Raw genomic sequence first — 23,068 nt, forward strand, 5'->3', positions numbered from 1 at the left:
CCCGAGGAGCTCGCCGGAACAGTGAATTGTGAGGCTCTATACGCAATGAATCGCGGCCGGGCCAGCACGGAACCGCAGACTAGTTCTTCAATTCGTAGACATGGAAATAGTCGAACGTGGCGGTGAAACCCCGGCCTCCCAGGGAGATCAGGCCGATCTTCGCCTCCGAGCCGAACTGGTGGGTCCACGTCCCGGCGCGGCTCCAGAGGACGCCATCCCGGCTGGAGTAGGCCGTGTACAGCTCTTCCTCTCCCTGGGGGGTCCGGGCGATCCGCAGCCACATCGTCTCGGCCGTGGGTCCCCCAAGGGTCTCGCCATAGCGCGGGTAGCCTGGGGGAACGTCCGGTCCCACCTCCTTGGCGAAGGCGACCTGCCGCGTCTCCCAGTTCGAGAAGTGGACCAGCCGGACGTAGTGGTTGTCGTCGCTCTGGATGATGAGACCGGCCTGGACGTAGTTGTGGCAGCAGCTCGTGGGCGGCAGGTTCAGTGAGAACTTCGTCTCCACGAGGTAGTCCCCTGAAGGAGCCGGCCGCCAGAGGACGGAGGCACTGTTGTTGTCCTGGTAGAGGTCCGCATCCTGGGTGTCGAAGTGGAAGGTGCCGTTCTCCACACCATAGGTGGTCGGATCTGGCGGGCGCGTCCAGGTCCATGGCGAGCCCAGCGCGGAGCCATCGAACTCATCCGAGGCGGAGGCAATGAGATTGCCCGGCTCGTGCGGCTTCTCGAGGACCGGGGTGTAGCGGCTCCGGGTTCCAGCCCTGGCGGCGGGCGCGGGTTGCTCGGAATCCGAAGGCCCCTGCCCTCCTCGAACCACGGGCCACTCCTCCACCCAGTCCAGCGCATCCATCAGGGCCTGACGCTTGAGGGGGAGTCCTCCGTGGGAATCGGGGGCGAGGTAGGGGTCTGTCCTGTCGACAGCGTGGTAGATGATCCAATCCTGGCCACCGGAGTCCGTCACGACGGTGTTGTGGCCCGTGCCCACCCAACGGTTGCCATTCATGCCGAGGACAGGAGTGCCGCCCACGCGGTTCGTGGTGAGGGGCACGCCCTCGCGATCCAGGAAGGGGCCCCATGGAACCTGGGAACGACCCGCGAAGACACTGTAGCCGGTGAGCGGACCGTTGCAGCAGTTCGCGGAGGATGCCAGCAGGTAGTAGTAGTCGCCGTGCTTGATGACGTTGGGGGCCTCGTACCGGTTGGCGACGGTCACCTCCACCTGGGAATACGGATCGGAGATCAGGCCATTCGCCGAGAGCGCCCTCACGGAGACGCCTCCGTAATAGCTGCCGTAGTAGATGTATCGATCGCCGCTGTCGGTGATGACGACCTCGGGGTCGATCACGCTGCGTCGGGACAGGCCACAGCAGGGCGCCTCGTGGGGCTCCACGGCGGGCCGCAGCTCCTGGGTCCAGGGACCGACAGGGCTGTTGCTGGTGGCGACGCCGATCGCTTCGACGTCGTCGTCCTGGGTGCTCTCCAGGGTTCTCACCACCGTGTAATACAGAAAATATTTGCCCTTGAAGAAGACAACCTCGGGCGCCCAGATATCGCTGTCAGGCAACGCATAGACAGGCAACTCGGAAAGCGCATCGCCGACGTATGTCCATTCCACCATGTCGCTGGACTTGAACGTGGGGATGAAGTGTTGCTTGTAATTGCCCGACGAGTCCTTGTCCTGATCGTTCAGGGGATCCGAGGTGCAGTACAGATACCAGGATGTGTCACCTTCCTGCTGTCCTCGAATGACGGTGGGATCCGGGCAGTTCTCGACGAGCCCACCGGTGGCAGGGATCGAGATCTTCAGGGGGTTGGTGAAGGAGCGGTTGACGAGGGTGGACTCCTCAGGTGGAGGAGGCTGCGGCGGCTTTTCGTCTTCCGAGCAGGCCACGGCGGCCAACACAACAAGCACCGGGAACCACATGCCTCCGCGGCTCCCACCTCGAGGTGAGGACGGCCCTCTCCGCATGTCCACTTCCCCTTCCGGGTAACAATGTTCGCGACTCAGGGATGCCCCGGTTCAGGCATCACGCAAAAGGCCGCGCATCTCATACAGAGCGGCAGAGTGTGTCAAGGCCAACAACACACCGCGCCTCCGGGACATCTCGGCGGGCTCTTGTACACACGTTCGATATCCATGCGGCTCGTCACGATCCGTGTTGATTCATGAACATTGACGCAAAAAGTCATACATCTCGCGACTCGGGAGGGCGCTGCCGTGGCTGGCTTTGATTGACCCGTGAAGGAGCGGCACCGTAGTCTGCCGCCCCCCAACCCAGGTGCTCTCCTCATGCGCTCACGCAGCGTGTTTGTTTCTGCTGCCCTGTTTTCACTGACCGTGCTCGCGGCGCTCTCCGCTCCGAGCTGTTCCTCGGACGAGAAACCCACTCCTGAGAATCCCCAGGAGCCACCCTCCTCGCTCCCTCCGAACCCAGCACCCCCTCCCCTCGCCATCACGAACCCGATCCTGCCGGGCGACTACGCAGATCCATCGGTGGTCCGCGTGGGAGAGGAGTACTGGGCCACGGCGACGTCGTCGGAGTGGGCGCCACAGTTTCCGCTGCTCAAGTCGAAGGACCTGCTCCAGTGGGAGATGGTGGGCACCATCTTCCAGACTCCACCCGAGTGGTCCGAGGCGAACTACTGGGCGCCCGAGCTCGTGGTGGATGGGGGCCGGTACTTCGTCCTCTACACGGCGAAAAAGAAGGGCGGCCCGCTGTGCGTGGGCCTGGCGACGGCTTCGAGCGTCTCGGGTCCGTACACCGATCACGGTGCACTCGTGTGCCAGGATCTCGGCTCTATCGATGGCGCGCTGATCCGCGACGAGAACAACAAGCTCTTCCTCGTCTGGAAGGAGGACGGTAACAGCCAGGGGCTGCCGACCCCCATCTGGGCGCAACCGCTGGCCGAGGACACGCTCCAGCTCACGGGTGAGCGGACGGCGCTGATCCTCAATGACGTGCCATGGGAGGGGCAGCTCGTCGAGGCTCCGCACCTGGTGCGGCGCAACGGCTTCTTCTACATGTTCTACGCAGGCTCCGGGTGCTGCGGGAAGGCGTGCAACTACGGGGTGGGCGTGGCCCGCTCGAAGAACCTGCTCTCCGGCTGGGAGAAGAACCCGCTCAATCCCATCCTGAAGACCAATGAGGCCTTCCGGTGCCCGGGGCACGGCAGCGTGGTGACGGACGCCTTGGGCCGGGACTACTTCCTGTATCACGCGTATCGCACGACGGACTCCGTGTACGCAGGCCGGCAGGGCATGCTCGATCCCATTACGTGGGACGCCAACGGCTGGCCCTCGATCAATGCGCGCAGGGGGCCGGGAGGACAGGTGTTGGCGAAGCCCGCGCCCTTCTTCGAGGACTTCACCTCGGCGACACCCGTTCTGGGTTGGCAGTGGCCGAACGGACGCAAGCCCGTGACGAGCATCTCCGAGGGCGAGCTGACCCTGGCGCCTCCGGCCGCGCAGGCAGCGGATCGCGCGGGGGGCGTGCTGGCCCGCTCCTCCCCTTCTGGGAACTACGCGGCCGACGCCGTGCTGGACGTGAGGGCGCTCAGCGATGGAACGGTGGCGGGGCTGTCCGCCTATGGGGATCTCGACAACTCGCTGGGCATTGCCCTGAATGGGGGGCAGTTGGAGCTGTGGCGGAGGCAGGGAGCGAACACCACCATTCCGTTCACCGCTCCGGCGCCTGCGGGCAGTAAGCTGTACCTGCGCATGACGGCGAGGCAAGGATACCTGTACCGGTTCGCGGTGAGCACGGACGGCACCACCTGGACGAGCGTGGGTGGCGAGCTGAATGGGGACTACCTGCCTCCCTGGGATCGCGCTGTGCGGGTGGCTCTGACGGCGGGAGGCGCCACGGGGGCCTCCGCGAAGTTCGACTCCCTGCGCATCACCCCGCAGTAATCACCGAGAGCTGACGTGGCCTCTTCCTTTCAAGAGCTGTTCGGGCACCCGCCGGAGGTTGTTGCCCATGCCCCCGGGCGGGTGAACCTGATCGGCGAGCACACGGACTACAACGGCGGCTTCGTGCTGCCCATGGCGATTCCGCAGCAGACACATGTCGAACTGAGGCGGAGGACGGATCGCCGAGTCCGGGCCTTCAGTGCCAACAAGAGCCAGCCGGGCGAGATCCTCGAGTTCGAGCTGGGCCAGGAGTCCGTGGGCAAGAGCTGGCTGGATTACGTGCAGGGAGTCACCCAGGTGCTCCAGCGCCAGGGGCACACGCTGTCGGGGTTCGAGCTCCGCGTTCAGTCCGAGGTTCCGCTCGGGAGCGGGCTGTCGTCGAGCGCCTCGCTGGATGTGGCCATCCTGCGGGCGCTGCGGCAGGCCTTCTCGCTACCGGTGGATGACGTCCAGCTCGCGCTGCTGGGGCAGAAAGTGGAAGTCGACTTCGTTGGCGCTCCGGTCGGAGTGATGGATCCGATGGCCGCGAGCATCGCCAGCGAGGGGGTGGCGCTCTTCCTGGACACCCGGGAGATGCGCTTCGAGCGGGTGCCACTGCCCGCGGGACTGGACCCGATCGTCATCAACTCGGGAGTGGCCCACAACCATGCGGCGGGTGACTACCGGGTCCGTCGCGCGGAGTGTGAGCGCGCCGCGGAACTTTTGGGAGTTCCACAGCTCCGGGACCTGTCCGAGGCGGACCTGCCTCGGGCCGAGAAGCTGCCCGAGCCTCTGGGCCGGCGCGTGCGCCACATTGTGACGGAGAACGCCCGGGTACTCGCCACGGTCGAGGCGCTCCGAAGCGCGGACCTGCCCAAGCTGGGCACCCTCTTCTACGCCTCGCATGACTCCCAGCGCCTCGACTACGAAGTCTCTGTGCCCGAGATTGATCTGCTTGTGGGGCTCGCGCGCGAAGATGCCGATGTGTATGGCGCGCGCCTGACCGGCGGTGGGTTCGGGGGTTCCGTCGTCATGATGGCACGGGCTGGAACCGGAGCCGCCGTGGCTGCACGGATCGCCAGGCGCTACGCGGAGCGCTCGGGCCAACAGCCGGCAATCCTGGTTCCCCAGTCAATCGAGCACTAATCAGTGTTGAGGCCCATAGTACGCGACATCACCCTTGAAAGACTTGTTGAGAGCAGACTCGAACGTCTTCGCAGGACGCTCTTCGAGACTCTCGACGATCTCGATCATCCATCCTGAGTTGAACGCCATGGATTGAGCAGCCGGCAACTTCGATAGTTTTTTACGAATCTCGTCCGTGAGGCGATTCGGGCCCAGATAAGTGAGCGGCAGAAGATGGGACGGCATCTTCGAGGTGCTCACATCAATAGAACGAGGCATGGAAAAGGAATTTTCCGACACAGCCAAGGAGCTATTCATGAAGGCCACGCTCGGGTTGAGCTCTTCAATGAGACGCTCCATCTGCTTCAGACCAAATTGCCATTGACTGCTCAACTGATCTTCAATGCCATTGAAGTAGATGTGCACCATCAAGAAGTCCAGTCCCTTCCTCGGCGTGACTGATCTGCTCATCGTCAGCGCGTAGGGGTATTTGACACTTGGATGCTTGAAGCTCACTCGGAATCCAGGCGCCCTGCCCTCGACAAAGTCACTGTCTTTTTTGAAGCATGGCTCAAACGACTTCTTCTTGAACTTGAGCAAAGACCGTGCAACCGCTCTCAGCAATTCATCAGATGTCGCGGCTTCGCTGTTCTCCAAGTAGAGCGATAAATTGACACATGAATCCTTGTCTTCTTCGTCCTTGGCCTCCTTGGAGACCTTGCTGCTTCTTTTCACTTTGACCTCTGTCCAAAATCTCAAGAACCTCTCAGCGGACCAGTAGATCCGGTCTGGCACGGCCTTCCAGAGAGAAGGTCGGCCACCGTGGATCGACTGTCAGGATCTCATACCCCTGGTCGCTGACCACCACCGTGTCCTCGATCTTCGCCCCCGGCAGTGACGGGTTCCAGGCCATGGCATTGCTCGGCTGGATGATCACTCGCGAGCCCGGCACCGCTACGTCGTCTCGCGAGAGGTAGCCGCAGGAGCCTCCCTGATGGTGGAAGGCTTCAGCCCCCGGATGGCCACTCGCTTTGTACGCCTCGACCATCGCGGCGTAGACCTCTCCGAGCGACGTCCCTGGTCTCGAAGCCCGGAATGCCGCGGCTTCCACCCGGGCCACGTCCGTCACGAACTTGCGCTCCTCCGCCGTGGGCTCGCGGAAGTACACGAACCGGGTGAGGTTGGCGAAAAGGCCATGCCGACGCGCGCAGAAGACCAGCATCGCCCGCGCTCCCAGCCGCTCCCCACTCGCCGTGGCATGCCGATGCAGGGGGAGCCGGCGCTCCTCTCCCACCAATGTCAGCGCGGGGTGGATTCCTCGCGCCCACAGCGCCTCGGCTCCTGCTCCCGCGAGCTGCCAGCCCGTCCACTCCGGCTTCGCCGCCAGCAGGACCTCGGTCATCGCCTCCGCCGCATCGCGCCCGAGCGCCCGGTACCGCTCCAACTCCTCGGGAAGCAGCGCGTGTCTTGCGTCCACCAGCTCGGCGGGCAACGGCACCTCCTTGCCCGACGGCCGATCTGAGGCCACCGGCCTCCCTCCCCGCTTCGACTCGATGAAGCTCTCGCGCTGGTCGCGCGCGGTCCAGGGACTGGACCACACCGGAAGGCCACGCGGCACTTCCTCCTCTTCCAGTCGCGCCGCTTCGATGGCGTCCGTCAGCACCCAGGCTCCCTCACGGGTGATGAGCACCTCCGCCACGCCAACATCAGTCGTGAGCAGCACCACATTCGAACCGCCGCAGGTCGCCCACGCGAACCAATCCACACCTCGCAGGCGGACCGCCCCCAACTGGTGCTTCTCCAAGATGGCCCTCACGCGGGCCAGCTTCAATTCCAACTCTTTCACTGCTCCCTCCTGTCGCTTCTGGGGAACTCCCGCCCCAGAGCCTCCACCCCCACCTTGTGCACGAAGCCTCTCACGCAGCCTGGAGACCACGAACTCCATATCCTCAGGCGCCTTCACGGGCTCGAACCTCGACGTCTTCGGATCCTTCCTCGGGGTCTCGATGAAGGCCACGGGAAGCAGCGGACGGCCATCCTCCTTCACCAGCGTGCTGGCCTCTCCCGTCACCTGCTCGAGCTGCAGGACTTCCTGGCCCTCCACCTTCTTGCGGGCCACTCGATAGGGAACCTGGATGTCATTCTCCAGGAGTGCCTCCAGATCAAAGGTGATGTCGTTGGTCGAGATGAGCGCGTGCTTGGTCGAGTCGACATGCTCGATGAGCTGGAAGTGCTCTCCGATTCGGACGGGCGCCGCTCCCGTATCCAGTGCCCCGGTGGGGCTGGTGCGAGAGGTCACCTCGACCGTCATCGCCTTCCCCAGCTTCACGTGGAGCCCGACGATCAGCGGATCGAGCGTGGCCCCCATGTTGTCCACGTTGGAGAAGAACACCTGGCGGACACCTCGTTGACGAAGCTCGGCTGCGGTGCCGCTCTCACGAAGCGCCCGGAAGAAGTCTCCATGGCCCGAGGGTGCGAGCGAAGGTTTGCCATCGGCTCCCCGGAACAACTCCCAGTTCGGTGTCAGCCGCGGCAGCATCCGCTGCCGGAACAGGAGGATGTCTCGGCCGAGCCCCCGCTGCGAGACATAGGCCTCGATTCCCTCGTGCGTCAGGGGAGACGTCATCAGCGCCACGGGCACGGAGGCGCCATAGCGCTGCCCGACCTGACGGATGTTCTCCAGGCGCAGGTCCAGGAAGGTACGTCCATCGAGCAGCGGAACCAGTGCCTTGACGCCTCCGCCAAAGCGCGTCGCCGCGCCTCCTACCACGATGGCGACGGCCACCTCTCCCCGCCGCAAGGCTTCCTCTCCCAGTCGCAGACACTCTTGATGCAGCGGTGTCCCCGACTGGGGCATGGGATGGAGATCGGAGGCAGCCAGAGGCTGAGGCTCCGGGGCCGCCGCGGCAGGAGCCTTGCGCTGGCTCTCCTGCTGAAGCCGGGTCACCAGTTGCTGGAACTGCGCCGCATCAACTCCTTCGGGCATGTCGGTCATGAGCGCGCGCCTACTTAGCCCCGACCCGTGACCGCATCAATCTCCGGGAACAAGCCCCTACGCCAGAGTCATGGGGGTGTTGGCTATGCGCCGGTTATCCGGGCCTGGCGAGCCGCCCTCGGGAGGAACGGCGGGGGCACAATGCCCGTAGTAGGCGGGCCTCTCCAGCCGGGTTACCTTTCCCTCATGCCCCGTTGGTTCAACACCGCAGGCCCCTGCAACCCGGCCGATCACTACATGATCCCGGCCCTGCGGCGCCTGCCCGAGGTGCACTCCCTCATCGATCAAAAGGGGTATTTCGTCCTTCATGCGCCCCGGCAGGTGGGCAAGACGACCGCGCTGCGGACACTCGCTCAGGAACTCACCCGGGAAGGACGATTTGTCGCTGCCCTCGTCTCCATGGAGGTTGGCGCGGCCTTCACACAGGATGTAGGTGCGGCGGAAGCGGCGATTCTCGCCATGTGGCGAGGCTCGCTCGAAGCACAGCTGCCGCCTGGGTTGTCTCCCCCGCCCTTTCCAGATTCCGCTCCCGGCAGCCGTATCGGTGCCGCGCTCACGGCCTGGGCCAGAGCCTCATCGAAGCCCTTGGTCGTCTTCCTGGATGAGATGGATGCACTCCAGGATGAGGTGCTGATCTCCGTGCTCCGCCAGCTCCGCGCGGGGTACCCGGACCGTCCCAGCCATTTTCCTTCCTCCCTGGCCCTCATCGGGCTGCGAGACGTCCGCGACTACAGGGTGGCCTCGAGCGGAGGCTCCACGCTGGGCACCGCCAGCCCCTTCAACATCAAGGTCGAGTCGCTCACCCTGCGCAACTTCACCCGTGACGAAGTGGCAGAGCTCTATCAGCAGCACACCGCCGACACAGGCCAGCGCTTCCTGCCCGAAGCTGTCGACAGGGCCTTCTATTGGACGCAAGGCCAGCCCTGGCTGGTCAACGCCTTGGGCCGGCAGATGGTGCAAACCCTGGTACCGAATCGCACCGAGCCCATCACCTCGCAGCACGTGGACGCCGCGAAGGAGATCCTTCTCCGCCGCCAGGACACCCACCTGGACAGCCTCGCCGAGCGCCTTCGGGAACCTCGCGTGCGGCACATCCTTGAGCCCATGCTCGCGGGACGTGCTCTGGACGACGTACCCGCGGATGATCTGCGCTTCGTGCAGGATCTGGGGCTGGTCCGTCTTGCGCCCACGGGCGGCCTCGAGGTCGCCAATCCGCTCTATCGCGAGATCATTCCTCGAGTGCTGGCCAACACCGCGTTTGCCTCACTTCCTCCACAAAATGTCACATGGCTACGCGCCGATGGCCGCCTGGCCATGGATCGTCTCATGGAGGCGTTCCTCGCCTTCTGGCGCCAGCATGGCCAGCCGCTGCTTGGCACCGCGCCCTACCACGAGATTGCACCCCATCTGGTGCTGATGGCCTTCCTGCATCGGGTCGCCAATGGAGGAGGAACCGTCGAGCGTGAGTACGCGATCGGCACAGGTCGCATGGATCTGTGCTTGCGCCACGGCCCGGACATCCTGGCCCTGGAACTCAAGGTCTGGCGCGACGGAGAGAAGGATCCTCTCCATGAAGGACTGTCTCAGGTCGACACCTATCTTGCTGGCTTGGACCTCGACAGCGGCTGGCTCGTCATCTTCGACCGCAGAAGCAACCAGCCTCCCATCTCCGAACGGACACACGCCACGTCCGCCACGACGCCCACCGGCCGCAGTGTCACGGTCGTGAGGGCCTGAGCCCCCTCACAAAGTCCGCGAGAGCACGAACGCCGCGGCCACCGAGAGCGCTCCTGCCGCCGAGAAGAAACCCCAGGCCCGGCGTGCCAGCTCGTGCCCCGTCCCCGTCCCTTCATTCCCAAGCACCAGCATGGCCGGACCGCCCTGCTTGCCTCGCAGCACGTAGGAGCCCGCCGCCGGTCCGCGCTGCAACTCGCCCACGACCAGGCACGGCTCGCCAATCTTCCCGATCCGCTCGTAGGACAGCACCTCTTCCACCGGCCGGCCCTGGACCAGCTCTCCAGCCTCCGGCTCCACGAGCCGCGGATCCGTCTGACACCGCAGGACTCGCACCGGCGCCAACATCGTGGAGGGCGAGTAGCTCACCGCCGCTTCCGTCTTCTCACCTCGCAGCGTGATGAGCAGCGAGTACGCTCGATCCTGGGACAACAACGACCCCTTGTTCCCCTGCGCAGCCGAGGTGCGCAACTCCGCGTCATAGAAGGCGCACACCACGCCTCCCGGAGAAGTCACCGGCTCACTCGCCCCAAGCCGCCCCTGGTACACCCCCCAACCGGGCTCCCGGCCTGCTCGCAGCTCCGCCACGGCTTCGTCCAGGCTTCGAGGCGCCGAGCCCTTCAGCGCGTCCGCGCGCAGCCGCGCCCGCGAGCCCAGCAGCGCCAGCCCCGCCGCCGAGCCCAGCAGCGCCAGCCCCGCGCCTCGGCCCAAGACATCCAGAGAAACCCGTAGCGACATGGGCACGTGATCCGTCACCAACGCCACGGACACAGCGGCCAACAACCCGAACCAGGCCAAGGGCCAACGTGGCATGAATGCCCGCGCGTCCTTGCGCCCGAAGGCAAACGCCACAATCACCAGCCCGCTCAAAGCCGCCGCGTACAGCGGCGCCAGCATCATCCTGACATCCATCCCTTCCCCCGCGGCTGATGGAGCGCGGCCTCAGCCACACGCCACGCCCTTCGAGGGTGGGGATGCTGCAATCACCATGCAAGGCCACGCCGCCCCGGCGGAGTCGACCGTCGGCAGGTGGACCCTTCCGGAGCAGGCCTCCGTTCACTCCTGGGAGGTGCCGGCCACCTTCCGCTTCGGGCGCTCGGCCGAAATGCCCTTCACTGTCAGGTGGCTGAAGCTGCAGGACAGGTTGCGGCACCCGAGGGCCACCTTGCCCACGCGCCCCTCCAGCCCATGCAGCATCTTGTACGCGAAGCGCCTGTCGTTCACGTACGCCTCCGCCATCACGCCGTTCTTCTTCCGCGTGAGCTGCAGGCGCACCTTGAAAGGACCCTTCGTGGGCACCGGCATCTCGTCCGCCGTGAGGTTCTCCAGATCCTGGGAGCTGTTGCCCACCACCTCCTCGCCATCCTCCTGGATGTAGCGCCAGGACAGGCGCATGCCCACGTCCGGAATGGCGAACGCCGATACCTGCAGATCCTTGATCCGGAACGTCAGCTCGCCGAAGTGCTGGGCATCCGGCTCGTCCACGTACTCGGGCCCCAGCTTCTTCACGTCCATCTGCACCTCGGCCGTGAAGTCGTCGCTCAAGAAGTACCGGCGCGCCACGTACGTGCGCGGCAGGAAGCGCCCCTTCGGGCCGATCTCACTGCCCCCCTGGATCACCTTGAGCTTGCCGTCCTCCAGGCGCCAGGAGCCGGACCACGCATTGAGCTCCTCGTCGCCGGGGACGAACTCCACCGTCAGTTGCGAGAGCCCGTCGGGTTGAGTCGCCTCCACCATCTCGGAGGTGACCCGCAGCTCGCTGTCCGTGTTCGGCGGCCAGGGCTTCTTGCCGTGCTTCACCGCGATGCCCGACGTGCCGATCACCACGCCCTTGTCGCCGCCCACGTGCAGGTCCACCGGGCCGATGACGGCACGCACCACGTACGCCAGGACGATGAGCCCCCCCACCACGGACAGCCCCGTCCGCACGTTGCGCCAGCCCCCGTGGAGCTTCTTCGCCACGGTGCGCGCCACGGAGTCCCGCGCGGGCTGCGTCCCCGGAGACGAACCCACCGCGAGCGCCGGCCCGGACCCCGAGCCCAGCATCTCCTCGAGCGCCGTGCACACCTCGGAAGCCGTGGCGTAGCGGGCATCAGGCTCGTTCTCGAGCAACCGGGCCACCACCTCGTCCACGCGAGGATCCAGGCCGGGCACGCGCTCAGAGGGCATCCGGAACCGCCCCACGGGCAGCTCTCCGGTGAGCACCTCGTAGATGACCACGCCCAGCGAGAACAGATCGGCGCGCCCATCCACGCTCCGGGCATCCCGGCGCTGCTCCGGGGCCATGTAATTGAGCGTCCCCATGGCCACCGCGGTGGCCGTCAGGTTCAGCCGCGAGTCCGGCTGCCGGATGCCTGCCAGCCCGAAGTCCGCCACCTTCGCGTGGCCCTTCGCATCCACCAGGATGTTCTCGGGCTTCAGATCGCGGTGGATGATGCCCTTCTCGTGCGCGTACTCGATGGCTCGCGCCACCTGGAGCAGGATCCGAAGGCCCTGCTGGGGAGTCAGCCGGTTCACTCCCACCATGTCGCGCAGGGAGCGGCCCTCCACGTACTCCATGGCGAAGTAGTAGTTATCCCCCGCCACCCCGCGATCGATGATCTGGATGATGTTGGGGTGGCTGAGCGCCGCCAGCGCGGTGGCTTCCTTCTCGAAGCGGGTGACGAACTCGGGATCCTTCGCCAGCCGCGGCGGCAGCAGTTTCACCGCCACCGTGCGCGCCAGCGACTGCTGCCGGGCGAGCCACACCTCGCCCATGCCTCCCTGACCGAGAAGCTCGATCAGCTCGTAGCCCGGCAGCTCCACCTTGCCACGGGAGACGAGCGTCCCATTCTCTCCCACGCCGTTCTCCGGCTCCTCGGCCTGGGCGACCTGGGAGCCGCGCACCAGCGTGGCGGAAGACACGTCCAGTTCCACCATCAGCGGTTGGCTCGGAGGCAACACGCCGCCCCCGGGCATCGTCGGGATCGCCTCTTGCGGAGCCGGTACCACGCTGCTCGCGGCCATCGCCGCGCCGTTCCGCCCCGCGCCGCTCCCGATGGAGGAGGCCTGGACGGCGGGCATCTCACCGACCGTGGGCCGAGTCCCCACCGTGGAGGGCACGCTGCGACGCACCTCGAAGCGGATCCCGCAGCGGCACAGCAGTCGCTGTCCGCTCACGTACACGCTGATGTCATGCGTGCGATGGCAGTTGGGGCAGGACTGGGTGATCATGCATCCCGGACAACGGTGCGCTCCGAGCCTGTCACCCGGAACGTCTGGACACCCTTCTCCCGGCCCTTCACCTGCAAGACGGGGAGCTCATCCGCGAAGAACCCCGGCCCCGCCTTCTGCATCGTCGTCCCCGTGGCCAACACCTCGCCCCCCTTGGCCAGGCCGCACAAGCGGGACGCCGTGTTCACCGTATCGCCGATGGCGGTGAACTCATGGCGCTCCACGCTGCCCATGTAGCCCACGACCGCCTGGCCGGTGTTCACGCCGATGCCCACCTCGATGGGCTTGCGCCCCTGGGACTTGCGCTTCTCGTTCAGCTCGTCCACCGCGTCCATCATCTCCAGCGCCGCTTGCAGCGCGCGCGCCGGATCGTCCGGGTGCGACAGCGGCGGGCCCCACACGGCCATCACGCAGTCGCCGATGAACTTGTCCAGGTTGCCCTCGTGGCGGAACACCACGTTGGCCATGGCGGTGAAGAACTCGTTGAGCATCTCCACCACCTCTTGCGGAGAGTCGTTCTCCGCCAGCGTGGTGAAGCCGCGGATGTCCGCGAACAGGCAGGTGACTTCCGCCAACCGGCTCTGCGCCAGGTCCTCGGTCTCGCCCTTGATCACCGCGTCCGCCACCGCCTTGGACAGGAAGCGGCTGAGCTCGGCGCGGGTGATGGCCTCGGCGCGGATCTGCTCGGCCAGCGCCGCGTTCTCCAGCGCGATGCCCGCCTGCGCGGCGATGCCCGTGAGGATCGTCAGATCGTTCTCGGAGAAGGCATTGATGCGCTGGCGGCTGTCCAGGAACAGCACCGCCTTGATCGAGCCGTTCACCGTCAGCGGCACCGCCATGGCGGACCGGATGCCCTGCGCCACGATGCTCTCGGCCGCCGAGAAGCGCTCGTCGATGATGGCGTCCGCGGTGAGCACCGCCTTGCCCGTCTCGACCACGCGGCGCAGCACCGTGTCCGACAGCATCACGTTCATCGGCTTGCCCTGCCGGTGGTGCACCGCCACCGGGTTGAACTCGCCGCCCGGCCCCATCGTCAGGATGACGCCGTTGTCCGCGGGCAGCAGTTGGAACGCCACGCGGATGATCTGATCGAACAGCTCCTGCTGCGTGCCCGCCAGGCTCACCTGGCGGTGGAACTCGTAGGCGATGCGCAGCTTCTCGTAGTCGCGGCGCAGCGCCTCCATGTCACCCAGCTCGTCCGCCGGGCGGAAGTTCTGCGGCCCCTGGTCCATCTGCGCCAGGAACGCAGGCACCGAGCGCGGGTTGGCCACCACCGTCACACCCGCGGGCGCGGACGGAACCGAGGGCGCATCCCCCGCGTGGAAGGTGAACTTGGAGCTGCCCAGCGAGATCTCGTCCCCGTCGCGCAGCCGCATCTCCTTCACCCGGCGCCCGTTGACGAAGGTGCCGTTGGAGGAGTTGAGGTCCTTCAGGATGAAGTCCCGTCCGGACTGCTCGATGATGGCGTGCTCCTTGGAGACCTCTCGGTCCACCAGCCGCAGCGTGTTGGCCGGGTGGCGGCCCAGCGACGTCTTCGGTCCGAGCGGAAACTCCCCGAGCGTGCCGTCCGCGAACATGCCCGTCAGGCGCGGCCCGCGCATCGTCTTCGGCGGAGCTGGGGAAGGAACGGAAGCTTGGGTCACTCGACAGACCTCACCGGTGGGACACTAGCAGACGGACTCATTCCGGGGGAACGGCTCTGGGTGGGACGCGACGCCTGGCAGCCGTCCATGGAATCCCCGGTTATCAGGGAGCACGTTCGGGTTCAATCTACCCGGGTTGAGTCGGCGCTCGGCCGCTGGGGAGCCGAGTTGCGGAAGGCGATTCCTACCGCCGGGTAGAAGGTGGCACCTCCCAGGTTGCGTGTCTCTCCGAAGAGCAGCGGCTTGCAGAAGGTGTAACCGCCAGTGATCTCGGCAAAGAGATGGACGTACTTGTAGCCCACGGACACGCCGAGGGTGGAGCCGACGAACTCGCTCTTCACCGTGGCCGGCAAGCTCGCGTCGAAGCCGGACACGTCCTTGCCCTGCTCGGCGTAGTTGACGAGCTTCTCGTCCAGGCTGGTGCGGCTGTAGACGTACTTGGGAGCGGCGTACAGGCGGAGGATGTCGCCGAAGTCCGTGCTCATGTAGAGCGGCACCTCGATGTCGTAGCGCTTGAAGTCGTCCACCTTGACGATCTTCATCACGTCCAGCACGGGGCTCTTGAAGGTGTGGCGTGAGCCCCCGAGCCCGATGGCCATGTCATAGGACGTGCGCCGGTTCTCCGGGACGTTCTCCCCGTCGCCGCCGTGCAGGAAGCGGAACTTGGTATCCAGCCGCAGGGAGATGCCGCTGTAGCGCAGACCCACGTCCAGGTTCTTCACCACACCCGCGCGAATCATCACCTCGTTGACGATGCCCGGGGGCGCCACGGCCAGGGCCACACCCGAGGTGAGGAGACGCTGTTGGTCCTCCTCGGAGAGCTGGACGGACTCACCACTGTCCACGGCGTCCTTGATCTTCTTGCCCTCGTTGATGCCGAGATCGATCGCCTCGCCGATCTGCCCCACCGGGATGAAGGCACCGGCGCCGAGCGAGACCTGGAACTGGCCCGGGGCGAGCGGCTTCGCCGTCTGCAGGGTGGAGAGGTTGGAGGCACAGCCCGTCGCGAGAGCCAGGAGGAGCAGCGGGGGAAGGTATCTCATGGCCCGGAGGTTATGTTCTTCCGGGCAGTGCTGTCAGGGCCCCCGCAATTCGCACCTTCAATCCGCGGGCCCACGCTGCTAAGGGGGCTCTCGTGCGAATCAAGCAAAGACCCGAGGACTTCTCCGTCAAGGAGTCCTTCCGCTTCGACGAAGTGCCAGGTGGGCGCTTCCGCGTCTACCTCATGGACAAGCAGAAGCTGTCCACCTTCGAGGCAGTGGACCGCCTCCGAGACGCCTTTGGCCTCAAGCCAGGCTCCATCAGCTTCTGCGGCCTGAAGGACAAGCAGGGCCGCACCGAGCAGCTCATCGCCGTGGAAGCCGCGGACGTCGAGATGCAGGAGCCCAATCTGCGCCTGAAGTACCTGGGCCGGACGGACAAGCCCCTGTCGGCCGCCAACATCACCTCCAACCGCTTCGCCGTCACCGTGCGTGCGCTGGAGGAGGCCGCGCTGGGGCCGCTCAACGTGGCCTCCGCCGAGGTCAACCGCCTGGGCGTGGTGAACTACTTCGACAGCCAGCGCTTCGGCTCGCTCAAGCACGGCCAGGGCTTCATCGCCAAGGATCTCATCCGCGGCGACTTCGAGGCCGCGCTGAAGAACTACTTCGCCAAGCCCTCGGAGCTGGACCGGACCGAGGACGCCAAGGTGAAGCAGTTCTGGCGCGACAACTGGGGCCGCTGGGACGCGCGCGTCCCCTTCGAGGGCTCGAAGAAGTACCACCGGCTCCTCCGCTCCCTGCGCGAACACCCCACGGACTACGTGCGCGCCTTCCTGCAGATCGACGCGGACTACCGCGCGATGCTGCTCTTCACCTACCAGAGCTTCCTGTGGAACGAGGGCGTGCGGCGCTACCTCCAGTTGCTGCTGCCGCGCGAGCACCTCTTCCCCCTGCGCTACCAGGCCGGCACGCTCCTGTTCCATCGCGATGCCAGCCCCGAGGTGCTCCACACGCTGCGCGAGAAGGCCTTCCCCCTGCTCGGACCGGATTCGGCCTTCACGGACCCGAAGATCGAGGAGGCCGTCCACTGGGTGCTCGGCCGCGAGAAGCTCGCGCTGAAGGACCTGGTCATCCAGGAGGCGCGCAAGCTGCTCTTCTTCAAGTCCGAGGAGCGCCCCGTGCTCGTGTTCCCGCACAAGCTGGTGCTGGGACGCCCGCAGTCGGACGAGCTCAACCGCGGCTCCATGAAGATCAACGTCGCCTTCACCCTGCCTCCGGGGGCCTACGCCACCCTGGTGGTGAAGCGGCTGTTCCACTTCAACTGGCGAGAGGACACCGCGCAAGAGATCCGCGCCTCCCAGCGCCCCCGGCTCACCGAGGCGGATCAGGAGGAGTCCGCCAGGACCCGCCCCACCGGGCGCATGCCTCCCCGCCCGTCTGATCGCTCCCCGGCACCGCGCGAGCCCGCCCTCGCCCGACCGGCCCCCGAGTCTCGCGGGCCTCGCGAACCCTCTCCCGGCTTCCGGGAACGGCAGCGGAAGAAGAAGGAAGCCAAGGCCCAAGCCCGCGCGGGCATGGCGGATAAACACCCGAAATCACAGAATAAAAAGTAGGAGTCGCAGATGAGAGCAGCCAGGCTCACGCCGGGGCGCAATGGGGGAACCCATGGTGCGTAGACCAGGACGTGAACGCTCTCGCCCTCAATCCTCTCGGGGACGTCGCTCAGGCCATCGGGTCGCTGATGGCTGAGGAGGCCCCCCCGCTTCCCTGGAAGGCGGACGTGCAGGCCGCCCGCCGAGGAGATCCCAACGCCTTCGAGGCGCTGGTGCGCAGCGTCCAGCGCGCGGTGTACGGCCTGGCCCTTCGCCTGCTCAACAGCGAGGCCGAGGCAGCCGAGGTCTCCCAGGAGGCCTTCCTGCGGGCCTACCAGAACCTGCACCGCTACGACGAGTCGCGTCCCTTCGATCTGTGGGTGATGGCCATCACCCGCAACCTCTGCCTGGACCTGCTCCGGCGGCGCACCAAGGTGCGCACCGAGGAGCTCGAGCCCATGAAGGAGGTGCTCCCCAGCGGTGAGGCCTCGCTCGAGGAGGGGGCGATCGCCCGGCAGGAGCGCCAGTCCCTCGAGGAGGCCATGGCCACCTTGTCAGTGGAGGATCGGGAGGTGCTTGCGCTCTACTACGTGCAGAAGCGGACGACGAAGGAGATCGCCCAGATCCTGGGCTGCGCTCCTGGCACGATCATGGCGCGACTGTTCCGGGCCCGAGAGAAGCTGCGCAAGAAGATGACGACGGAGGAGCCCACATGACTCCCACCCCCCAGTGCCCCGATCTCGAGGTGCTCTTCATCGAGTTGGAGGCGGGCGAGGGCCCCGCGCTCGATCACGCCGCCGACTGCGCGCTGTGCAGCGCCATGTTGGAGGAGCACCGCCAGTTGGAGAAGGATCTCTACCGGCTGGCCGATCCGCTGCCTCCTCCCACGCTGGTGGCCAATGTGATGGCGCGCGTGGCCACCGAGCCCACGCCCCTGCGGCGCGAACTGTGGTCCGGCGTCCCCATCCTGATCGCCTCGCTGGCGGTGGGGCTGGGGCTGCTGATCACCAATGATCGTGCACTGTCCCGGCTGGGGGCGGCGCTCGCCTCGCTCTTCACGGATGGCAAGGCGCTGCTGCAGGGGCTCGCCAGCGGAGCCAACGCACTCTGGCTCACCGCCGCCGGCCCGGTCGCCGTGCTGCTCGTCCTCCTGCTGATCGTGTCCCTCACGGGCCTCAAGCGGCTCGTCGGCACCGGACCCAACCCTTCCGAAGCGTGAGTGTTCCCATGAAGATCGCCGCCCGACTCCTGCTCCCCACCCTCCTTCTTGGCACTCCCCTCGCCCTGGCGGCCGAGACGCCCAAGCCCGCTGCCGCCGAGGCTCCGGCCGCGAAGACCATCGACGTGAACTTCCGCGGCTCGCTCCAGGACGCGCTCAAGCACATCGCCGAGGACGGCGGCCTGAACGTGGTGGCCACCGGCGCGCTGGAGACCACCGTCGAAGTGCACCTGAAGGGAGTGACCGCCGAGCAGGCGCTTCGCACCATTGCCCGGACCTATTCGCTGCGCCTGGATCAAGAGGGCTCCATCTTCACGATGCGGCCCCTGACGCCCGCGGAGAAGGAAGGGACTGCGGCGAACGCGGCCCCGCCAGCGGCTCCCCCGGGGCTGCCGAATGGGCCACCGCCCATGGCCGTGGCCCCACCGGTGCCGCCCGCGCCGCCGGCTCCTCCTGAAAACGCCTCGGAGGAAGCGGAGGAGGCCGAGGAGGCAACCGACACGGCGCAGGCCCAGGAGGAAATGGATCCGAGCGAGATCCGGGACCGGGTCCGCGAGGAGGTGCGCAAGGCCCAGCATCGGCGCAAGCAGGATCGGGACGTGGTTGCGCGCGGCCATTCCCTGGAGGTGAAGGAGGGCGACTCGGTGGACAACGCCGTGGTGTACGGCGGCAACCTGGTGGTGAAGGGGCACGTGGAGGAAGACGCGGTGGCCTTTGGCGGCAACCTGGAAGTCTTCGGCACGGTGGAGGGAGACGCGAACGCCTTCGGAGGCAACGTCGTCCTCCACCCGAACGCGGTGGTGGAGGGGGATGTGTCGGCCATCGGCGGCACGGTGATCCGCGAGGAAGGCGCCAAGGTGGAAGGCAGCACCCAGTCCTTCGGCGGCAGCCACGTGGGCACCATGGTGGCGGGCGAGGTGAAGAAGAACCTCAAGAAGGAGTTCCGGCACGAGGATGCCTCCGGGGATGACGACGAGGACGATCATCCGGGCAACGGGTTGCCCTGGTTCATCATCAAGTTCGCGGCGCTCTTTGGGCTGGGGTTCCTGGGGCAGTTGTTCTTCCCCTCGCGGATGAAGGAGCTGTCCGCGGAGATCAAGGCGCAGCCCATCAAGAGCGGGATGGTGGGAGTGCTGGGCTCGCTGGCGCTGATCCCGATCTCGCTGGTGCTGACGATCACCATCATCGGTGCGCCGGTGGCCGCGGCGCTGTGGCTGATAGCGATGCTGGTGACGGTCCTGGGCTTCACGGCGGTGGCGAGCGAGATCGGCCTGAAAGTGCCAATCCTCCGGGGACGGAAGACGCAGGCGGTGGTGCTGGCGCTGGGGCTGTTGATCCTGCTGGGGATGACGTCCATCCCGGTGATCGGCTGGTTCGTGCTGCTGGGAGCCTGCTTCATGGGCTTCGGGGCCGCCATCCTCACCCGGTTCGGCCACCGGCTGCGGGGCATCCCCGAGCCGCTGTCGAGGACGACGGCGGGCGTCTGAGAGCCTCGCGCTGAGTCGCATCTCAAGGGGGTCGATCCACTCCGGATCGGCCCCTTCGCGTTTCAGCTGGCCTGTTGCATCCCTTCTTGCGCCGCGCGACGCATCGCGTCAGGCCTCCCCAAGCTGCCGTAGGGGCTGCCATCACCCCCACTGGTGTTCGCTGGGCACTCTCCCTCCCGGCGCCCTTTGACTGCCTCCGGCCCGTGGGCGAAGGTGCGCCCACCCATGCGACGCATCCCTGATGCCTCCCCCCGTGGCCGGGCCATCACCGTGGACCTCGAGGGCGAACCCGTCCCCGCCGTCGAGGGCGAACCTGTGGCGTGCTCCCTCATCGCCGCCGGAGAGACCGTCCTCGCCCGCTCCATCAAGTATCACCGCCCCCGCGGCGCCTACTGCTTCGCCGCCGCCTGCTCCCACTGCCTCATGCGCGTGGACGGCCTCCCCAACGTCTATACCTGCCGCACCCCCGCTCGTCCCGGCATGCGCCTCGAGCGACAGAACGCCTTCCCCTCCGCCAAGGTCGACCTCTTCGGCACCATCGACTGGTTCTTCCCTCGCGGGCTCGACCACCACGAGATGTTCGCTGGCGTCCCCGTCGCCGAACAGGTCATGGCCAAGGTCGCTCGTCAGCTCGCCGGACTCGGCCTCCTGCCCGACCAGGAAGCCCCTCCTCGGCTCCCGGCCCGCTCCCTCCGCACCCGTGTCGCCGTGGTCGGCGGCGGTGCCGCGGGCCTCGCTGCCGCCAAGGTCCTCGCCGCTCGCGGCATCCCTTTCCTCCTCCTCGAGCGCGAGGAGCGCATCGGTGGCCGTCTCACCCGAGGCGCCCCGCTGAGCGACGATCCCGCCCTCCCGGAGGTGGCATCCTTCCCCCAGGGCAGCGTCCTCACCCGCGCTCACGCCATCGGCCTCTATGATGACGAGGGAGGGCGCTTCCTCGCGGTCGTCGCCCGGGAGCCCGAAGGCCTGCGCCTCCTTCAAATCCACGCGGACCGATTCCTCCTCGCTCCCGGCGGCCACCCGGGGATCCTCCCCTTCGAGAACAACGATCTTCCCGGCGTCTACGCAGGCCGTGCCGCCAGCCTGCTCCTGCGCGAGCACGGCGTGGCCCCCGAGTCCGCAGCCCTCGTCGGCTGGGGACCCGAACTCCACGCCTTGGCCCGGCTGCTCGAACAGAACGGCACCCAGGTGGCCGCAGTGGTGGATCTCCGAGGCCCCCTCCCCGCCTCACCCCATCCCAAGGCCTGCATCGGCAGCGAGCCCAAGGCACATGGCCTCAAGGCTGTAGGCGCCTTCAGCTTCGTGCCCCAGGGCGGCCGACGGAAGAAGGTGGACTGCGACGCCGTGCTCATCTCCATCCCCACCAGCCCCAGCTTCGAGTTGGCTCGGCAGGCCGGCGTCACCGTGGACTTCGACGCCGAACGCGGCCTCTTCGTCGCCGTGGCTCAGCAGGACGGACGCACCGCCTCGGAGGACGTCTTCGTCGCGGGAGACATCACCGGCGGCGGCACCGCCAGCGAGGCCGCGGCCTCCGGCACTCGCGCCGCCGAGGCGCTCATTGGAGGCCTGTCATGAGCAAGGCGCTGATCTGCTCCTGTGAGGACGTCACCGTCGACGACGTGCGCCACGCGCTCTCGCGCGGCTACTGCGACGTCGAGTCCGTCAAGCGCTACACCGGCTTCGGCACCGGCATCTGCCAGGGCAAGAGCTGCCTCGCCGCCGTGGCCGCGCTCATCTCCAAGGAGGGCCCCCTCAAACCCCAGGGCATCCAGCCCTTCACGCCTCGGCCTCCTGTCTACCCCACCGAGCTGTCCCTCTTCGCCAGCGCTCCCGTGGACCTGTCCCAGCCTCCCGTGGGCGGCGTGCCCGAGGAGCTCGCTGTCTTCCCTCCCGCCCTGCGTCCCTCCGCGCCGCTGCCCTCGAAGGCGAAGGTTGTCATCATCGGCGGCGGAGTCATGGGCCTGGCCCTGGCCTACAACCTCAGCCTGCGCGGAGAGACGGACATCGTCGTGCTCGAGCGCGGATACCTGTGCGCGGGAGCCTCCGGCCGCAACGGCGGCGGCGTGCGCATGCAGTGGGGCACCTCCGCCAACATCGAGCTGGCCAAGCGCTCCATCGATCTGATGAAGCAGTTCGCCCGCGATCTCGGCATCAACGTCTGGTTGCGCCAGGGCGGCTACCTCTTCCTCGCCAAGACCGAGGCCGTGGCGAAGCGCCTGGAGCGCCACGCCACGCTCCACAACAAGCACGGCGTCCCCACCCGCATCATCACCGCCGATGCCGCCCGCGAGATCGTCCCCGGACTGACGATGAAGGGCGTCGTCACCGCTTCCTTCAATCCCGAAGATGGCGTCATCTTCCCGTGGCCCTTCCTCTGGGGCTACGCCCAGCACTGCCTCAAGAAGGGCATCAAGGTCGAGACCTTTACCCACGTCACCGGCTTCGACATCTCCAACGGCCAGGTGCGCAAGGTGAAGACGGACCGGGGGGACATCTCCTGTGACACCGTGGTGCTCGCCGCCGGCGCGTGGAGCCCCGAAGTCGCCAGGCTCGCCGGCATCCAGCTCCCCAACGAACCCCACCGCCACGAGATCCTCAGCACCGAGCCCCTCAAGCCCTTCCTGGGGCCGCTGGTGTCCGTGCTCGACTCGGGCCTGTACTTCAGCCAGTCCATGCGCGGAGAGATCGTCGGCGGCATGGGCGACCCCAAGGAGCCTGCGGGACTCAACATGGGCTCCACCCTGCGCTTCGTGGCCCGCTTCTCCCAGGCCCTCATGGAGCAGTTGCCCAAGGTGGGCCACGTCAAGGTGCTCCGCCAGTGGGCCGGCTGCTACGACGTCACCCCCGACAACAACCCCGTGCTGGGCCGCACCCCGGGCCTCGACAATCTCCTCCAGATGTCCGGCTTCGTCGGCCACGGCTTCATGATGGCCCCCGCCGTCGCCGAGCGGATGGCCGCGTGGATGGCCTCCCACGAGTCCGATGAGCTCTTCGAGCGCTTCAACCTCCGCCGCTTCTCCTCCGGCAAGCTCGAGAGCGAGGACATGATCATCGGCTAGGACCTAGGGGTTTTCCCTGAAGCAACTCAGGACAGATTTCTTCTTGGCCTGTCCTGAAAACGGCCAACATGACGCACTGCACTAAATCCGCGAACCTCTTGGGAAAATGCTCTCGGATTGTTCACTTTCTTTACAGTC

16 protein-coding genes are annotated in these 23,068 nt (G+C 66.7%); 9 read left to right on the forward strand and 7 right to left on the reverse strand.

Annotated features, from left to right (window positions below):
* Positions 1 to 79 precede the first annotated feature (79 nt).
* Positions 80 to 1,921, reverse strand: a complete 1,842-nt coding sequence (locus tag KY501_RS13310; protein ID WP_224363283.1) for a family 43 glycosylhydrolase — start codon at positions 1,919 to 1,921, stop codon at positions 80 to 82.
* A 366-nt stretch (positions 1,922 to 2,287) separates the two neighbouring features.
* Here KY501_RS13310 and KY501_RS13315 point away from each other — a divergent pair, with 366 nt between their 5' ends.
* Both KY501_RS13315 and galK read left to right on the forward strand, forming a co-directional pair.
* Positions 2,288 to 3,907 (forward strand): family 43 glycosylhydrolase, encoded by a 1,620-nt coding sequence (locus KY501_RS13315; protein WP_224363284.1) that lies wholly within the window; start codon positions 2,288 to 2,290, stop codon positions 3,905 to 3,907.
* Positions 3,908 to 3,922: 15 nt separating this feature from the next.
* Entirely contained in the window at positions 3,923 to 5,032 is a 1,110-nt protein-coding gene (galK, locus tag KY501_RS13320) for a galactokinase (RefSeq protein WP_224363285.1), read from the forward strand.
* Here galK and KY501_RS13325 read toward each other — a convergent pair whose 3' ends face one another.
* Positions 5,033 to 5,746, reverse strand: coding sequence for a hypothetical protein (locus KY501_RS13325; protein WP_224363286.1), 714 nt, complete (start codon positions 5,744 to 5,746; stop codon positions 5,033 to 5,035).
* Positions 5,747 to 5,777: 31 nt separating this feature from the next.
* Positions 5,778 to 8,006, reverse strand: a complete 2,229-nt coding sequence (locus KY501_RS13330) for a UTP--glucose-1-phosphate uridylyltransferase (protein WP_224363287.1) — start codon at positions 8,004 to 8,006, stop codon at positions 5,778 to 5,780.
* Positions 8,007 to 8,192: 186 nt separating this feature from the next.
* Here KY501_RS13330 and KY501_RS13335 point away from each other — a divergent pair, with 186 nt between their 5' ends.
* Complete coding sequence (locus KY501_RS13335; RefSeq protein ID WP_224363288.1) at positions 8,193 to 9,743, forward strand: ATP-binding protein; 1,551 nt, start codon at positions 8,193 to 8,195, stop codon at positions 9,741 to 9,743.
* A gap of 6 nt (positions 9,744 to 9,749) precedes the next feature.
* Here the strand turns inward: KY501_RS13335 and KY501_RS13340 are convergent, their stop codons facing one another.
* The 4 genes from KY501_RS13340 to KY501_RS13355 form a co-directional block, all read right to left on the reverse strand.
* Positions 9,750 to 10,640, reverse strand: coding sequence for a hypothetical protein (locus KY501_RS13340; RefSeq protein ID WP_224363289.1), 891 nt, complete (start codon positions 10,638 to 10,640; stop codon positions 9,750 to 9,752).
* Positions 10,641 to 10,796: 156 nt separating this feature from the next.
* Positions 10,797 to 12,953 carry a serine/threonine-protein kinase gene (locus KY501_RS13345; protein ID WP_224363290.1) on the reverse strand — a complete coding sequence of 719 codons (2,157 nt, stop codon included), beginning with the start codon at positions 12,951 to 12,953 and terminating at the stop codon, positions 10,797 to 10,799.
* Entirely contained in the window at positions 12,950 to 14,554 is a 1,605-nt protein-coding gene (locus KY501_RS13350; RefSeq protein ID WP_224363401.1) for an adenylate/guanylate cyclase domain-containing protein, read from the reverse strand. Before KY501_RS13350 ends, KY501_RS13345 begins: the two co-directional genes overlap by 4 nt.
* Positions 14,555 to 14,718: 164 nt before the next feature.
* Positions 14,719 to 15,639 (reverse strand): hypothetical protein, encoded by a 921-nt coding sequence (locus KY501_RS13355; RefSeq protein WP_224363291.1) that lies wholly within the window; start codon positions 15,637 to 15,639, stop codon positions 14,719 to 14,721.
* A 47-nt stretch (positions 15,640 to 15,686) separates the two neighbouring features.
* Between KY501_RS13355 and truD the strand changes: the two genes are divergently transcribed.
* The 6 genes from truD (at position 15,687) to KY501_RS13385 (ending at position 22,930) form a co-directional block, all read left to right on the forward strand.
* A complete protein-coding gene (gene truD, locus KY501_RS13360; RefSeq protein ID WP_224363402.1) occupies positions 15,687 to 17,189 on the forward strand; it encodes a tRNA pseudouridine(13) synthase TruD in 1,503 nt (500 codons plus the stop codon).
* Positions 17,190 to 17,317: 128 nt separating this feature from the next.
* Positions 17,318 to 17,884 (forward strand): RNA polymerase sigma factor, encoded by a 567-nt coding sequence (locus KY501_RS13365; RefSeq protein ID WP_224363403.1) that lies wholly within the window; start codon positions 17,318 to 17,320, stop codon positions 17,882 to 17,884.
* The gene (locus KY501_RS13370; RefSeq protein WP_224363292.1) at positions 17,881 to 18,387 is read left to right on the forward strand and encodes a hypothetical protein; all 507 of its coding nucleotides are present in this window, start codon (positions 17,881 to 17,883) and stop codon (positions 18,385 to 18,387) included. The genes KY501_RS13365 and KY501_RS13370 overlap by 4 nt, the downstream gene beginning before the upstream one ends.
* Before the next feature lie 8 nt (positions 18,388 to 18,395).
* Positions 18,396 to 19,874: a hypothetical protein gene (locus KY501_RS13375; RefSeq protein ID WP_224363293.1), complete on the forward strand. Its 1,479-nt coding sequence runs from the start codon at positions 18,396 to 18,398 to the stop codon at positions 19,872 to 19,874.
* Between the two features lie 225 nt (positions 19,875 to 20,099).
* Positions 20,100 to 21,446, forward strand: coding sequence for a 2Fe-2S iron-sulfur cluster-binding protein (locus tag KY501_RS13380; protein ID WP_224363294.1), 1,347 nt, complete (start codon positions 20,100 to 20,102; stop codon positions 21,444 to 21,446).
* A complete protein-coding gene (locus KY501_RS13385) occupies positions 21,443 to 22,930 on the forward strand; it encodes an FAD-dependent oxidoreductase (RefSeq protein ID WP_224363295.1) in 1,488 nt (495 codons plus the stop codon). The genes KY501_RS13380 and KY501_RS13385 overlap by 4 nt, the downstream gene beginning before the upstream one ends.
* Positions 22,931 to 23,068: the final 138 nt, after the last annotated feature.

It is taken from the genome of Hyalangium versicolor, from assembly GCF_020103695.1.
Classification (GTDB): domain Bacteria; phylum Myxococcota; class Myxococcia; order Myxococcales; family Myxococcaceae; genus Hyalangium; species Hyalangium versicolor.